At 50.4% G+C, this 15,764-nt stretch carries 14 protein-coding genes; 1 reads left to right on the top strand and 13 read right to left on the bottom strand.

The genetic code is table 11. From position 1 onward, the window contains the following. Nucleotides 1-7: 7 nt before the first annotated feature. From Q362_RS24675 to Q362_RS0101315, 13 genes are all read right to left on the bottom strand, one after another. On the bottom strand, nt 8-643 hold the full coding sequence (locus tag Q362_RS24675) for a CatB-related O-acetyltransferase (protein ID WP_211248427.1): 636 nt from the start codon (nt 641-643) through the stop codon (nt 8-10). 7 nt (nt 644-650) lie between these two features. Beyond that, complete coding sequence (locus Q362_RS0101365) at nt 651-1,958, bottom strand: oligosaccharide flippase family protein (RefSeq protein WP_028317209.1); 1,308 nt, start codon at nt 1,956-1,958, stop codon at nt 651-653. Between the two features lie 115 nt (nt 1,959-2,073). Beyond that, on the bottom strand, nt 2,074-2,808 hold the full coding sequence (locus Q362_RS23340; RefSeq protein ID WP_157469791.1) for a PHP domain-containing protein: 735 nt from the start codon (nt 2,806-2,808) through the stop codon (nt 2,074-2,076). Nucleotides 2,809-2,818: 10 nt separating this feature from the next. Beyond that, complete coding sequence (locus Q362_RS23335; RefSeq protein ID WP_157469789.1) at nt 2,819-3,997, bottom strand: hypothetical protein; 1,179 nt, start codon at nt 3,995-3,997, stop codon at nt 2,819-2,821. An 8-nt stretch (nt 3,998-4,005) separates the two neighbouring features. Beyond that, a complete protein-coding gene (locus Q362_RS22605; RefSeq protein ID WP_084312133.1) occupies nt 4,006-4,668 on the bottom strand; it encodes a polysaccharide deacetylase family protein in 663 nt (220 codons plus the stop codon). A gap of 123 nt (nt 4,669-4,791) precedes the next feature. Further along, nucleotides 4,792-5,859, bottom strand: a complete 1,068-nt coding sequence (locus Q362_RS0101345) for a VanZ family protein (protein WP_211248426.1) — start codon at nt 5,857-5,859, stop codon at nt 4,792-4,794. Between the two features lie 43 nt (nt 5,860-5,902). Next, nucleotides 5,903-6,565 carry an exosortase C-terminal domain/associated protein EpsI gene (locus Q362_RS0101340; RefSeq protein ID WP_028317207.1) on the bottom strand — a complete coding sequence of 221 codons (663 nt, stop codon included), beginning with the start codon at nt 6,563-6,565 and terminating at the stop codon, nt 5,903-5,905. Next, nucleotides 6,550-7,389, bottom strand: a complete 840-nt coding sequence (locus Q362_RS0101335) for an exosortase/archaeosortase family protein (protein WP_028317206.1) — start codon at nt 7,387-7,389, stop codon at nt 6,550-6,552. Before Q362_RS0101335 ends, Q362_RS0101340 begins: the two co-directional genes overlap by 16 nt. A gap of 42 nt (nt 7,390-7,431) precedes the next feature. Continuing rightward, a complete protein-coding gene (locus Q362_RS0101330; RefSeq protein ID WP_245590126.1) occupies nt 7,432-8,847 on the bottom strand; it encodes a sugar transferase in 1,416 nt (471 codons plus the stop codon). Between the two features lie 42 nt (nt 8,848-8,889). Next, the gene (locus tag Q362_RS23330; protein WP_157469785.1) at nt 8,890-9,093 is read right to left on the bottom strand and encodes a hypothetical protein; all 204 of its coding nucleotides are present in this window, start codon (nt 9,091-9,093) and stop codon (nt 8,890-8,892) included. 377 nt (nt 9,094-9,470) lie between these two features. After that, on the bottom strand, nt 9,471-10,784 hold the full coding sequence (locus tag Q362_RS0101325) for a UDP-glucose dehydrogenase family protein (RefSeq protein WP_028317204.1): 1,314 nt from the start codon (nt 10,782-10,784) through the stop codon (nt 9,471-9,473). Between the two features lie 126 nt (nt 10,785-10,910). After that, nucleotides 10,911-12,365: a hypothetical protein gene (locus Q362_RS0101320; protein WP_211248425.1), complete on the bottom strand. Its 1,455-nt coding sequence runs from the start codon at nt 12,363-12,365 to the stop codon at nt 10,911-10,913. Between the two features lie 15 nt (nt 12,366-12,380). Continuing rightward, the gene (locus Q362_RS0101315) at nt 12,381-13,157 is read right to left on the bottom strand and encodes a polysaccharide biosynthesis/export family protein (RefSeq protein ID WP_028317202.1); all 777 of its coding nucleotides are present in this window, start codon (nt 13,155-13,157) and stop codon (nt 12,381-12,383) included. A gap of 287 nt (nt 13,158-13,444) precedes the next feature. On the opposite strand from Q362_RS0101315, the gene Q362_RS0101310 reads away from it, so the two are divergent. Next, the gene (locus Q362_RS0101310) at nt 13,445-15,739 is read left to right on the top strand and encodes a tetratricopeptide repeat protein (protein WP_028317201.1); all 2,295 of its coding nucleotides are present in this window, start codon (nt 13,445-13,447) and stop codon (nt 15,737-15,739) included. The last annotated feature ends 25 nt before the right edge of the window (nt 15,740-15,764 follow it).

Here is a 15,764-nt window from a genome sequence, read left to right as displayed (position 1 = left end):
AAGAGATTTAATCGGTGCAAGCAGATAAAGGGTGTATAAAATCGTTAACATTATCTGCAAGTTCATCAATATCTTTCATCCACCATTGTGAATCGGTTAGAATTTCAATAAGATCTTGAGAAAATCTATATTTTATAATCCTGGCAGGATTTCCAGCAACCACAGCATAATCGGGAACATCCCTAGTCACAACAGCGCCGGCAGCAATTACCGCGCCATTGCCGACATTCATTACAGACGGTGTTATTATCGCGTTGGCACCCATCCATACATCGTGGCCAATAATAATCTCTTTTGGAAAAATTTTATTATCTTTGACAAAATTATATTTAGGATCATAAAAAAAAGGATGCATTGATCTATGCAATATAGGATGATTTGCACGATACACTCTAACCCCAGGAGCGACAGAGCAGTAACGACCAAAAACTGTGAACGGCCTTATGTTTGAAGAGACAAAACAACCATAAGAATACATACCTACATTAATGTTATGATATTTATTAAAAATCTCTCGAATAGTCACTGAAAACAGTTCACCATTTTCCAATTTTTTCAACAATGAAATAATTATCCTTCTACATTTATTAAAACGATAAAGAAAAAACATGGTTTTATTTATATTCATATCGTAAAGTTCCAATATATTCCTAACGATGAATCAAAGAATTATATGCGGTTGATTTATATGCAACATACCAAAGAGACAGAACCAAAGTAATATTTGAAAAAACTTGCAAAATCGCCATCCCAATAACACCAAAATTTTGCGCTATCGGAACAATAAACAACGATAAAATAATTGCACGAATAAAAGTATGATTCCTATATGTGTGAGGAGTACCAATCGCCATAAATAAGTTTATAAAAATCATACTCAAAATAATAAAAAATACATTTATAGTAAATATAGCAAATACAATTGAAACGGATTCAAACGAGACTCCGTAAATTGTTACAACTATCTGTCTATGAAAAAAAAACGAACAGATAATTAACGGCATCGAAATTAGCACAATGCCACATATCATCTTCCTGATCATAACTCGCAGTTTCACTAACTCGTCTTGACGCCTGACAAATGTTGGCAGTATAACTGGATTGATAATGCGGGCGAATAATTCTCGAGGAATATACGCCAATCCCACAACAAAACCATACAACCCTATCAATTCAGGTCCCAGCACCTTTGCTCCAACCATAATATCTATATTAAAAGCGACATAGGCAAAAAAAGGCGCACCCCACGTTCCCCATCCATAGCGAGCGAGTTGAGCCAAACTTTGCCGATGACAGCTCATTCTTGGCAAAAATGGACAAAAGGCATAAGACATTAATACCCTGAAAAAACCTTGGCACACAGATCCTATCACCATAGCCCAGGCATTACGAAGGACAAAGGACAAGATAATCGTTACGAGTATGCCGACCAGAGCAGAACTTTGCATATACCCAACAACCCTGGAAAATTGAAATTGCCTTTCCAAAACATAGGTTCTCGGGCTCACCAGCCCATTAAATAACAAGTTGAAAAAGGCCAGCCGAACCATCTGATGCAATGTCTGAATATTGTAACTAGATAAAATTTCGCCTTTATCCTGAAAATAGAAGTCGCAAATCCAAGGTGTCAACATCCAGGCGATTGAAAAAAGGACACTGCCGCGAAGCACCGAAAACCACCACGCTGCATTTAAAAATTCAGGGCTGTCACCATTTTTGTTTTGAATGATACATTGCTTTACCCCCACCTCAGTCATGCATTCAAAGAGGCTCGCAATGCTGGTGATAAGCACCACAACACCCAAGTCTCCAGGTATCAGCAAGCGCGCCAAGATAATCTTGCTTGCAAAGGCGAGGATCTTTTCAAAAATATTGCCAGCAGATAACCATGCGGAACTTCGAATAAATTTAGCTCGTAACGAGCCCCCCCCTATGTTCTTTTTTATAATTTCAAACATTGTACGTCAAAAATGAGCAACAATTTACTCCAGAAGACATCAATAAAAATTATACAATATACAAAAAAAGACTTTATTCTCTGGAGAGAGATAAAAAATTGATCAAAACATATTATTATTTTTTGATTGATCTTAAAGCAGACAAAGAACTTTTCCTAATCTTTTCAAGAATATTCAATATAAATATTCCTTTCTTATTCATCATAGTTTTAGCATGAAATCCAAATACTGAAGGATAAATATATCTCGATCTCATTGCATCAATTACGATTTTACTGTTGACATATCCAGAAATCTTAATTTTCATAAATAATGGTATAAATTGTTTTTTATTATGAAAATCTAATGACACAAAAGGAATTAAATCCGGATTTCCCTTAAAAAGAATCAACGCTTCCCGACTCATCTGGAATCCATCCGTCTTTCGATTCCACACTTCAATGCCACTTAAATATTTTTTCCATTGATATTCATATTTAGTAAATGTATTTCCACGTGAAGGATGCGCTAATACACAGACTCCACCATTACTATTTACGTTCTCCAATAGCGTTAAAGTTGGAAGATTTTCCCCAAAAAAAGGAAGATCACCCCATGTTAATACATGAGTATCATTATCTTTATCACTATATTCAATTCCAGGAACTATTAAACATCTATCAGTACTATATTGTTCACATGCACAGATATAATCATTCAGTTTTTCTTGAGTAAAATTTCTGTCGTGCTCAGCCATCAACAAAATACGAACTCCAAATCTATCAAAAAAATCTACTAATTCTTTCAGCTTAAAATGACCATCATAAGACCAATCTGAATGCAAATGAACAGCAGCTTTTAGAATTTTCATTTGAATAATCCTATTTTTTAAATACTGCTCTATATACAGACAGAAATGAATCACGCCAAAAAACCGCAGGGTATTTTGAATTCCAATTATACCAATGATCATAACTGCGCCATGTCAACATATCTCTCAAAGTCTTCCAAAAGCTAGGCCAACTGGGAACTGCTTTAGTTGACTTGGGCCCTTTTATAACTAGAAGCAGATGAATAAGCTCTCTGCCTAAATGCCTGCATCGAAGAGGCAAGACCGGAGAAGGAATAGCTGGTTTAAAATTTAGATCCAAAAGAGATTGAACCATCCATGCAGGATATTCATATCCCCCACGTCGAGCAAGAGCCATACTTCCCCATGCTCTTCCATTGATTTCCATAAACCACAATTTTCCATCGTCATCTCGCAAAAACTCTATCATGAATATTCCTTTCCAAGAATTAGAGAGAAGAAATCGCTGGATAGCGGGCAGCACGCTACTATCAGGAACAATAGCTTCACAGGCACTTGACCCCGAACCTTGAGGATTCATCATGCGGATCCGCCGATGAGCACTCCACCAATTAATTTCAGTATCGGTTGCTAATCCAAATACACCTTCCCCCCTGCCCGTAAGACAGGGTTGAATTAACATTGGACGAGAAAAATCCCACCGAGCAACAACATGCTTAAACTCGTCTTGACATCCGCAGACATAACAAGGATCACGAAGAAGCTTTCCTTCAGAAATTCCAACGGCAACAGAACTTTTTACAAAACAAGGATAATAGCTATTACTCAATGCCTCATCTGATGAATTACAACATAATGTTTCCGGAACAAACATCCCGGATTTAACAGCAAGTTCAATTTGTTTCCATTTGTCTATCGTTAAATCAACCGAATCATTACTCACAGAATATTCAAGATATGGCAATATATGACTGAGTTTACTATACATCCAGACAGCAAAATCGGTCAAAGGAAGAAAAATAGCAAAATTGCCTTTTATAATAACATTACCCAAATCTTCTAAGGATTGATAAGCATCAATTTCTGGGTCAGTTATAAAAACAAATGATATTTCTTTAATTTTTTCTAAAGATGACCGCCTTCCTCTAACTGAAAAAGCCGTCACTTCAAACCCATAGTTTACCAGACTCCAAGCAACCTCAGGAGCAGAAAGGGCGTCAGATGGGCCTATCAATACATTCTTTGCCATATTTATCACTACCGCTTCATTTTTATACAAATCTTAATAATTTTAAAAAAATTATTTACAATTATATATTTTTGATTAATATTTTTCATTATTGAATCAATATTGTCCTTACTTCTAACAGAATAACGAGGGCGGAACCAGCTATTTTTAAGACATGGCACCCTATCGCTTGTATAAATATACTTATAATTAGCATTAATTAATTTTTTCAAAACCAAAGAATCATATTCTCCAAATGGACATGATGAAGAAATAATCGGTTTACAAACAATATCTTCTAACTTTTTTTTCGAATCAATAATTTCTGATTTTAGCTGATCACCAGATAGCCCCCGCCATTTTATATGATTTTTTCCATGTATACCCACTTCCATTCCATATGAAGAAATTTCCCTAATATGTTTAGCAGATAAATATCCATTAACATTCATCATTCCAGTAAGAATAAAAAATTTGCCCACCATCCTTCTCTTCAACAATTCAGGGAAAGCTATATCAAAATCTGATATATTACCATCATCAAAAGTTATACATACATTACTCAAACATTGAACAGAGTTCAGAATATTAACAAATAAATCTTTATTAATCCAATAGTTATCTTCTCCATTCTCCACCAAACGTGTTCTATTACCAATACCATGAAAAGTTAAATTAATTATATGCTTCATAAACCACCTCAGCGCAAAAGTTCATTCTACAAACTCAGATATGAACACTTGCTCATACCGATGCAACAATAGATCTCGGCGTAGATACAGTGTACAAATTAAAAATAGTTGGTGTTAATACGTTTAGATGCTTTTTTTGCTATCTTTTGCATTGAACCAAGCAACAGCAGCAGCCAGCAACGCTCCGACCATGTTGCACAGCAGATCGAGTTGGCTGGAATGGCGCGACGCTAAAAAATACTGGCCGGATTCGATTATCAGACTGAGGAGAGAAGCCCCCAGCAGAGTTAAGCCAAACCGCTTCCAATGCTGATCGGTCCACCTACCAGCGAGACATGAAAGGCAGATGCTGATGGGCAGGAATCCAAAAATATTGAAGACGATGTCCCGCCAGGTGCTGCTCCGGCTGAAATCCTGGTACGAAAGAGGAGCCAGCATGATCGGCGCGAGCGGCCTGAATCGCTCCGGTATGACAAGCCCCGGACAGTTCTCCTCTGAATCCGTCCCTGTGTTCCTTTCGTTGTGAACAAAGCTGCAATCAAACACTGGCACCGTGCCGGGGCCTGCAGAGACGGGCGCGGACTGGAGCGAACGGTCATAGACAGTCACCCGCTCGATGCTGCCGTGCCAAGGCTCCGTACCGTGCTGATTATTACCCAGAATCAGCCTCCCATCGATTACGCCGCTTGGTGCTATCAATGAGAATCCCTTGTATCTTGCCGCCAATTCGCCGTCAAGGAACACTCGGGTGCCATCGGTTGCGGTATCGATGGTGAGCACGACTCTTTTGCCGAGAGGCAGCCGGTCCCTGAGCCCCATCTCGCGGTATCCTTTTTTTGCTTCCGGCGCCCGGACGAAAAGCGCCAGATGCTCCTGCCATTGGGCAATCACCAACGGTGGACGCGCCCCTCCATCATGAAGAACAAGAAGACAGCCCAACCCCCTGGGAATAGCCAACGGCGTGATCACCAGCCGGAAAACGGCCCCATGATCGGCGTCGAACCGAAAAAGATCACGGCTGAAGACATGGCCGTTGTTGGAAGGTCGGCCGGCGCTTCCCCCCATATTGAATACGGCCTGACCCTGGCCAAGGTCAGCCAGCACGTCATTTTTCGGAAAAAAATCAAAAGGCCACCAGCACAGGGCAAGGGTGATGCTTGCGGTGATAGCAGTGGCGATCCCCCATGGCATCGTGGAGCGCATCTGTCGGAGGCCAAGCAACGGTTGCTCCCGTTCAGTTGCGTCCGGAAGAATTCTGTTCGGCTATATAGGCAAGAAAAGCGGGATAAAAGGCTGCAATGAACTCTTTTCCGGTCTCTCTGGCCCGCTCCATCGCTGAATCGGCAACGGGCACCGACACCCGTACAAAAGCATGCTCCTGCCCCTTGCCGCCGAGTTTGTTAAAAACGGCATTCATTTTATTTTTGTAGATTTCAGGACTAGTGCTCGTGCCTGCCTGATACCAATACATGATGAGTTCCTGCCTGTTTTCGAGTCGGGCGATTATTTCGGCATAATTGATCACATAGCCGCCCAGATCGAGGCGATGGAGCACCGGCTGATCAATGGCCCATCCCTGACCCGGAAAACACACCAGCGGAGAATGGGCGGCGGAAACCTTGTCGAGCGAAAAATAGTAGCCTATGTACAACCCGACAGGGACGCCCTCTTTCTCGTAGTTCACCGAGGTGTAGTCGTCCAGGTCGAGAAACCGGTAGACATCCTGCTCCAGCGGAACGCGGGAAGCGATGCGATACCCGGCCACCGGCCCGAACACGGTTTGCAGGTCGCGATTCTTGGCTCTCACCACCGGTTCCGCTTCTCTGTGGGCCAGAAAAGCGACAATCGCCAGAAGCACGATCAGGACAATGGCTTTTCTTTCTACTTTGTTTCCCAAGATTCCAATATCCTCTGAAAAAGGCCCAACATGAAAAAGCCGAGAAGAAAGAGGACGAGGCCGGCAACGGTATGGGCCGTTCCTTCGGTCAGATCGATTGCATACCAGCGGTAGACGACGACCATGCTGACCACCCTGACAATATTGATGAAAATCGCGATGGGAACACTCAACAAGAGCAGGAGAGACGTCGCCCACCATGTTCTCAGGGTAAAATAGCCGAAGATGAGACTCAAGGTCGAAAGAGAGATCAACGAGCGAATCCCGCTGCACGCCTCGACGACCTGAAATGTCTTGTCCGGAATGTGCAGGACATTGCCCTCCCGGAACAGAGGAATTGCTAACAGTTGCACGATCAGTTCGCTCGCCTCGGACACCTTGAGCTGCAATGCCGCCGTCACTGCCGAGAGGAGCTGGTTCGGAATGGGAATCAGCAAAAAAAGCAACATAATCGGAATGATGAGCGCCTTGACGATTCGAAATTCGCAAAAATAAATAAGCGTGCTCACCACGGTAAGCATGGTGGCCACGAACATGATTGTGGGTATCTGCAATTGCAGGGAAAGAAGATAGAGTGAAATAGAGCCGACAACCAGGGGCAGGCCGACAACACTGTTTCCCTCCTGTTTAAGGAATGCCTCTTTTTTGGTCCATATCATGTAGATAATGATCGGCACGGTGAAAAAAGCGTGGGCATAGTCCTCGGACGCGGACCACTTACGGGCAAAGCCGATGAAAGCTGGATAGTAGGCGACAACAAACAGGACCGCCAGGAAACTGAAAAGGAGCAGGGTTCGATTTCGTTCTCTGGAAGAGTTCATCATACTTTTCAACCAACTCGCATCGCGCGATGTTGTCTGCTCGCCTTACACCGCACCCTTGGATTTCAGGACAACGGGAATGGTTTTGAACAGGATTTTGATATCCAACCAGAAACTCCAGTTTGCAATGTATTCGAGGTCGAGTTCCAGCCACTTCTCAAAAGGCAAGTCGCTACGGCCCGAGATCTGCCACAAACAGGTCAATCCGGGTTGCACGCTGAACCGCTTTCTCTGAACACCCCGATCAAACAATTCCACATCCCGTTGCGACATCGGCCGCGGACCGACCAGACTCATTTCTCCACGAAGAACATTGATCAATTGCGGCAATTCGTCAATGCTCGTTCTGCGGAGAAATCGACCGACCCGTGTCACTCGAGGGTCATCCCGTATTTTAAAAATAGGGCCTTCAGCTTCATTGAGATGCTCGATCTCCTTCAACTTCTCCTCCGCACCAACATACATGGAGCGAAATTTGTACATGGGGAAAAGACGTTTGCGCAAGCCGACCCGCTGCTGGACAAAAAATACCGGACCCGATGAATCCAGTTTAATGGCGAGGGCCACCACCAAAAACAACGGCACCAGGAAAGGAAGGGCGAGGATGGTCAGAATGAGATCGAACAACCGTTTTGCCAGAAGCTGCTGCGGATCCTGGGCGACAGGTTCCATGGTGAGCAGGGGAATGCCCTGCACCTGTGAAAGCGACATGCGCGCCACCTGCACATTGAACACGTCGGCCATGAAACGGAGGCGGACCCCCTCCTCCTCGCAGGCCATGACGATCGGTTCGGCATCGTCGAGAAGGGAACGGGGGATAGCCACGATCACTTCGTCAAACACATTGTTTTTCAGGCATTCATGCATGTTTTCGACGGTGCCGATCACGGGGACGCCGAAAATTTTTTGCCCCAGGCAAGCGGGATCGGGATCGATGAATCCCACCACCTGAACCCCCCAGACCACCTGTTGCTGCAACGCCTTGACGAGATCCTGCGCCCGGCTCCGCGTGCCGACGATGAGCACCCGCAGCTTATTCTTGCCGCTACGCACCTGGTCCTTGAAAATCCTGATCGCCACGCCGCGAATCGTCGAAAGAACCACGAGTTCCAGGACGGCAAAGATAAGGATGACAAAACGGCTCACATACTCGATCTTCAAAAAAAAGAGCAGCGACAAAAGAGTGGCCACGGTAACAAAAACCGTCTTGGCCACTGCCCAGAAGTAGGCGCCATAATTTTTCCGGTTCGGTCCCTGATACGCGCCAAAATAGGAAAGGAGGCTGATGGTCAGGGCAAGCAGAAGCGGAATGAGGAAGACGTGAGAATAGAGATCAAGGGGCTCTTCCTCCAGCACAGGAACAAATTCCCTAAGCCAGAAAGCGGCGAGAAAGGCCAGAACGGTGCACAGAATATCAACAAAAAAAACTCCGGAACCCAGATCGTTTGCGTTGTGGTCCATCATCCTGCCCAAAAAATTGGCTGTTCTCTTTTTCTTCGATATTCAGTAAAAACAGGTGAAAGCTTGTGCCCGAACCGCAATGCCAAGGCTGTTCCACCGGCAAGGTAGAATTGCCGCCAGAACAGGAAGCAGGGCGCGCTGCCGTTCATTCAAAATGCCGGGAGCACTCCTGATGCTCCATACGTCATCCCGCGCATATGCATCGGCAAGCCACTGTCGACGCAGATGGTCGGGAACATCGCTCATGATTGCTCAGTAATTGAGCGCCTTGGGTGTGAGGATTTTCTGCCCCGGTTCTGCAAAAAAGCGAAACGCTCCTGTTTGGAATAGGTCGCCAAAAGCCACCGCATCGCCTCCCATGCCCCACGCTCCATGAGCCGCTCCATGACAAAGGATGCATATTTCCGGACTTCAAGCGTTGCCAGGTCATATTCTCAAAAAAACACGTGCAGGAAGGAAGGCAACTGCTCTCCCGTCTTTCCGGCCGTTGCTGGCAACGATTCTTCCTGTTTGCGCTTCCGACCGATTTCAGGCACGTTCAATCCCCTCTCCGGCTTGCGAAACAAGGCGGGTGGCGTACCGGACGGAAGCCGGCAACGAGGCCCCATTATAACCGCTCGCCATCACTCCCCCCTGCCGTTGCCGACATATGCATAGCCCATGGCCTGTATTTTCCGCGGTTCGTAGACATTGCGCAAATCAATGAAGACGGGGTTGCGCATCTCGTCCTTCATTCTGTTGAAATCCAGGGCCCGGTACTGGTTCCATTCCGTGAGCAGAACGACCGCATCGGCATTGACGAACACCTCGTACGGGTCGTCGACATAGAGCATCGACGCCGGCAACAGCTTCGCCGCTTCGTGTATGCCCTGCGGGTCGTGCGCCTTGATGGTCGCGCCCCGTTCGAGCAGGGCAGGCAGGATGGTCAGGGCAGGCGCCTCCCGCATGTCGTCCGTTTCCGGCTTGAAGGTGAGCCCCAGCACGCCGATGGTCTTACCCGACTCGCTGCCCCCCAGCGCATCGCGGATCTTTTTCACCATCCGCGCCTTTTGGGCGGCATTGACCTCGACGGCGGCCTCGACGATGCGGGCACTGACCCCGTGCTCCTGCACGGTTCGCAACAGGGCAACCGTGTCCTTGGGAAAGCAGGAACCGCCATAGCCCGGCCCCGGATGGAGGAATTTTTTGCCGATGCGGCCGTCGAGCCCGATCCCCTTGGCCAGGGCGATGGCATCGGCCCCCACGGCTTCGCAGACAGCGGCCATTTCGTTGATGAAGCTGATTTTCACCGCCAGAAAGGCGTTGGCGGCATATTTGATCAGTTCGGCGGTCTCGATGCTGGTGACCACGATGGGGGTTTCGATGAGGTACAAGGGACCGTAGATTTCGCGCAATATCGCGGCGGCTTGGTCGCTTTCCACCCCTATGACCACCCGGTCCGGCCGCATGAAGTCGTTGATCGCCGCTCCTTCCCGCAAAAATTCGGGATTGGACGCCACATCGAAGCTGGCCTTGGGGTTGGTTTCGTGGATGATCCGGGCCACCTGGCGTGCCGTTCCGACCGGCACCGTGCTCTTGTCGACCACCACCGTATAGCCGGCAAGATACGGGGCAATGCCCCGGGCGGCCTCATACAGATAACTGAGATCGGCGTAACCGTCGCCCCGTCGGCTCGACGGCGTACCCACGGCGAGGAAGATCGCATCGGCGCCCGGTACCGCCTGACTGAGATCGGTGGTGAAACGCAGATGTCCGGCCGACACGTTCTTGGTGACAAGATCGGCCAGGCCGGGTTCGTAAATCGGGATCTGTCCCTGGCAGAGGGTCTCTATTTTCGCCGCATCATGATCGACGCAGACCACCTCATGGCCGAATTCGGAGAAGCATGTGCCGCTCACCAGGCCGACATAACCAGTTCCGATAATTGTAATCTTCACAAGCAGCCTCCAAACACTGTCCAAGAACCGCAGGCGCTACCTGGCCAACGGTAAAAACGATTCAAGCAAGGCGTACTGACGCACCACACGCCCTGATATGCGTTTCGAACCCAACCGACCCGTTCCTCACCACCGCCAGAGTTCATGGCTGGCACTCAACGTGAACAGGACTTGGTGATCGGTATACTGATCGCTGTCCAGTTTGCCGTCGGAAACATAGTAGCTGTATTTCAGGCCGGCCTTGTACCAGCGGGCAAAGGAGTAGGAGCAGCCGATGCCCGTCTCGTAGATATCCCTGTCGTAACTCGCATCACCGGTCTTTCCCGTTGCGGTCGCGTCGCCCAGGGCGCTGGTTCGATATATCCCCTGCGGGTCAAGCGTGGATTCCCGGCTGTAGCTGCCGAACAGATTAAAGGACAAATCCTGCGTGTAGCGATAGCTGAAGGCGGCCCGGGCGCTGTACGTGTCGGTCAGACCGTTGTCGCCGCTGCTTCCGGTGAAGTTCTTGGTCTCATAGGCTTTATTGAGCGACAACAGCAAGGCGGCGTGTTCATAGGCCCTGTTCAGGGTGGCATAGGCGTTGTATCCCCACGAGCCCTCCAGTCCCTGGATTTTGGCGTAGGAGGGTCCGCCGCCCAGCGCCATCCGGGTACGGGAGTCAAAGGCATGATCCCATCCCAGGGACCAGGCATGGATCTGGTTGTCCGGGCGGGTATCGCCATCGTACTGGGTTTCGTTCAGCGAATATTTGAACGGATAGAAGTCATGGAGAGTGTGGACGTAATCGATTCCAAAAAGCAGGCCGTATTGATCGAGATCCGGGGAGTCGTCCGAGGCGCTACCGAGGCGCTGCGCACGGTCGTACAGGCCGCGGGTATAATTGAGCCCCAGATTCGACCGCCAATTCGGGGTGAAGCCATGGGCCAGATCGGTAAAAAAGGAATGTCTGTCGTAATCCTCGTAAGCGGTGCCGTCCCCGTCATTGCGCAAAACGGAATACGTATATCCCCCGCCGATGCGGCTGTCCTTGTCCACGGCATAATTTGTGCGCACGCGGGCGGTATTCGTCCAGTACTTCCGGCCGTTCTGATCGCGGGACAACTCGGTCGGCGTGTCATCCGGCGTCGCTTGCCCACCGTCGGGATCGCCGACGGTGTCGTAGTAGGCCCTGCCGCGGGTGGGCGTTCCGGGATCATCGGACCGAATATAGGTTTCCGCCACCGAAACCGACCACTTGTGCGAGAGCCAGCGTTCCCCCTGGAAATCGAGTTGATGGTCGACTTCATTCTCTTCAAGGACAGCGTCATAACTGAGCGTGGGGCTGTAGTGCAGGCTCAGGGAGTCGCGGACATCCCGCGAAACGATCAGCACTTCCGGCCGAATGCCTATCTTCTGTCGATCCCTGTTATCGGAATAGGCGCCGCTGTCACCATGCTCGTACGATCGCTCGCGGTAATCGACGACCGTGCCCACCGTTCCGGTTACCGTTGTCTGCCGGGCAAAAGACGGGCTCGCACCGAGAACCACGGGAATCAGGAGGCAGAAAACCGTCCGCCCCGACACAGGAGAAACTGTCCGCATGAGATGGCCTCGCTGTCAATGCACGACAACTACATCACCGGGTTCAAGCTGGATATTTCCCTCGATATTCTTTCCTGCGACGAAATCATCGTAATCAAACTGGAACTGCTGGGCGCTCTTCGGCGATTTGTCCTGCCCCTTCTCGACGACCAGTTCGTTGCCCTGGCGAATCACGGTGATGTCGGCCTTGGCCCACTCGGTCAGGCCACCGGCCCTGGCGATCGCCTTGACAATGGTGAACGGCTGGTCGAGGTGATACAGACCCGGCGCCTTCACCTGCCCCATGACCGTGTATTGCCGGCTGTTGCTCTGCATCACCGAGGTGATCACGTTCGGCTCGCCGAACACGGCGCTGTACAATTTACTCAGATACTCAGCCAATTGGGACAAGGTCATGCCCACCACGTAGACATCGCCGATATGGCGCAGCGAAACGCGCCCGTCCACACCGACCTCGGCGCCGGTACCGCGGCCGCGGATGAAATCCTGACCTCCCGCTCCGCCTCCATCGGCCGACATCCCCCCCTGCATCGCGTTACCCGGCCCCACCGCCATCGATCCCTCGCCGTATACCTCGACATACAGAATGTCGCGATAGCCGATGACGTATTCCTGGTCTTTCTGGGACGCCCCCTTCTCTCCCAGCACCTCTTGCCGGTATTTATCCTTGAGATCATCCTTGACGACAGCATCGCTCCCCGATTCAGCCGCCCAAGACGACCACGCCATGACAAACCCGGCGACAACCACTGCCCACACCCACCTTTGCGTGACGATGGAAAACGTTTTCATGCCTCTCTCCTTTTGGCTCAGCAGGATGAACTTATTGACTTTTTATGCTACCGGCATCACGGTAACAGGTCAAAACAAAAAAAGGAATCTTTCTATTTTCCACGATTCCGGAACATTCTCTGGCAAAATAGTCGCTTTGTTCATACATTGAACTGAAAATATCATCCCCCTGTCCGGGGGGCTCGTTTTTTATTCCTCAATGCACCCGGTTTGCTATATAAAGAGCGAAGAAGAACGGACCCTTGGTCATCTCAGCGTCACCAGCCCCCTTTGCGAGAAGGAGACCTATGAAATCGAACCGCCTGTCGTTTTTGGCCGCATCATTCTCGATCCTGCTCTGCTCCTTGTTGCTCACGGGGTGCCTGGGAGAAAAAAACAAGGAAGAACACTATCAGAAAGCCATGGCCTACCTCCAGGAACAGAAGGACAAAGAGGCCATCATCGAGTTGCGCAACGCCATCCAGATCGATCCCAAATACGCCGAAGCCCGCTATCAGCTGGGCCTGCTCTATCTGAAAAGCGGCGAGGCGCGCCAGGCCTTCGAGGAGCTGCAACGCGCGGCGACCCTGGACCCGAAGAACCTGGACGCCAACATCAAAACAGCGGAGTTCTACCTGCTGAGCCAAAAAAAGGATGACGCCCGCCAGAGAATCGAAGAGGTGCTCAAGCAGGCGCCGGACAACAAGGACGCCCTGGCCCTGCTCGCCAACCTGGAACTGGTCGACGGCAAGGTCGATGCCGCCCTGGCCGCGATCGACAAAGCCATTGCCGTCGCCGCCAACGAAGACCGGCTGTACGGGATCAAGGGGCGCATCCTCACCAAAAAGGAACAATTCGCGGAGGCGGAGCAGGCCTTTGCAAAAGCGCTGGAGCTGAATGGCAAGAAAATGCTCAATTACGCCACCCTGGCCGCGTTTTATATCGAGCGCAAAGAGCTGGACAAGGCCCGAACCACGCTGGACAAGATGGCGGCCGCCGTGCCCGATTCGCCCCAGCCGTACCTGCAGATGGCCTCCCTCGACCTGATCGAAAACGACGTGGACAAGGCCGAACAGCATCTGTTGCAGGCCCTCAAAGTCGATCCCAAGAACAGCAGGCTGAAGGTTTCGGTCGCCGAATTCTACGTGAAAAAAGGCGCCCTCGAACAGGCGGAGCAGCTCTACAAGGAGGCCATCGCCTCGGCCGACAAACCGGAGGAGTTCGAAGCGCAACTGGCTGATTTCTATTTCGATTACGGCAAATTCGATCAGGCGAAAGACCTGCTGACGAAAGTGGCGAAGGCCAACGACAAAAACGCCACCGCCGCCCTGGTCCAGGCAAAGTTCCTGCTCAAGGAAGGCAAGAATCAGGAGGCCCTGGATTCGGTCACGGGCCTGATCCGCGACTATCCCAAATGGGGCGAGTTGTTTTTCGTGAAAGCGGTGGCCCACAGCAACCTCAGGGACATGAAGCTGGCCAAGGAATCCCTGCTGGAGGCGATCAGGTTCAGCCCCGGATTCGCCAAGGCCCATTCCCTGCTCGCGCTCCTTTCGCTTCAGGAAGGCGACTTCGAAACCGCCAAGAAGGAAGCGGCCACGGCCCTGAAGATCAATCCCCGCGATTTCCAGGCCGCCCTCACCCTCGCCAAGGGCGTGTTGTTTTCCAAGGAATACGCCACCGCCGAGAAAATGTTCTCCGAACTCCATGCCAAGGTGCCGGACAACGTGGAAGTGCTGGGCAGCCTCGGCCTGGCCCACCTGGCCCTGCAGCAGGAGGCCAAGGCCAAGGAGACCTTTGCCAAGGTGATGACCTTGCAGCCCGACAATGTCAGGGCCTTCACCTTCCTGCTCCAGATCGCCCGGAAGGAGGGCGCCAAGCAGGACGCGCTGATCAAGATGACCGAGGCGCAGATCGCCAAGGCTCCGCAGAGCGGCGGCATGCACATCGTGCTGGCGAATCTGTACCTGGGCGCGAATCAACCGGACAAGGCCCTTGCACTCTACCAGAAGGCACAGGAACTCGATCCTGACAATCCGCAGGCCTATGCCCTGAGCGCCATGGTTCTGACCCGGCAGGGCAAGACCGATCAGGCCATCGCCGAGTACAACGATCTGCTGGCCAAACAGCCCAAGACCCTGGGCGCCTACATGGGGTTGGGCAGCCTCTACGAGCAGACCGGCAGGAGCGATCTGGCCAAGGAATCCTATACCAAGGCCCTGGCCATCAAGCCCGACTTCGCCCCGGCGGCCAACAATCTGGCCTGGATGATCGCCGAGGACAAGGATCCCGACCTGGGAGAGGCCCTGCGTCTGGCCATGACCGCCAAGCAGCAGCAGCCCGACGATGTCCACATCATCGACACCCTGGGCTGGGTGCATTACAAGCGGGGTTCGTTCAGCCTGGCCCGCAACGAGTTTGTCCAGGCGGTGCAGAAGCAGGACGACATGCCCGTGCTCCGCTACCACCTCGCCCTGGCCCTGTATGGCGAGGGCAAGAAGGAGGAGGCCATCAGGGAAATGGAAAAGGCGCTGGCCCAGAACCAATCCTTCCAGGAAAAGGAGGAGGCCGCCGCCACCCTGAAGAAGTGGCAGAGCGAGCAATAGCATAGGGACCACACAAACGGAGCGT

It is taken from the genome of Desulfobulbus elongatus DSM 2908, assembly GCF_000621145.1.
GTDB lineage: Bacteria > Desulfobacterota > Desulfobulbia > Desulfobulbales > Desulfobulbaceae > Desulfobulbus > Desulfobulbus elongatus.
The sequence above is the reverse complement of the archived record's forward strand: the minus strand, read 5'-3'. Positions and strand labels throughout refer to the sequence as shown.